The sequence below is a fragment of the Cupriavidus sp. SIMBA_020 genome (genome assembly GCF_046535395.1).
Lineage (GTDB): Bacteria > Pseudomonadota > Gammaproteobacteria > Burkholderiales > Burkholderiaceae > Cupriavidus > Cupriavidus campinensis.
Window position 1 is genome coordinate 1 of the sequence record NZ_JAWRWU010001602.1, and the last position, 238, is coordinate 238.

Sequence of the window (238 nt, forward strand, 5' to 3'; positions counted from 1 at the left end):
GCCAGTATCTAAATGCGCAATTTGCAACGGTGGCTTTAGGTTCGTGTTCACTTAAGGCGTGTATTGTTGCTGAGGGTAAAGCAGATTGTTTTTTAAGAATAGGTCCTACAGGTGAGTGGGATACGGGTGCATCGCAAGTTATTGTTGAAGAAGCGGGCGGCTGTATTACCGACGCTGAATTTAATCCTTTAACGTATAACCAAAGAGAAAGTACAGAAAATCCGGATTTTATTGTTAT

Annotated in this window: 1 protein-coding gene; it reads left to right on the forward strand. The window is 41.6% G+C overall.

Annotation, left to right across the window (positions count from 1 at the left end; translation table 11 throughout):
- Positions 1-238, forward strand: a 238-nt coding sequence (locus tag SB751_RS35015; RefSeq protein WP_410749617.1) for a 3'(2'),5'-bisphosphate nucleotidase CysQ, incomplete at both ends; no start/stop codon positions are given.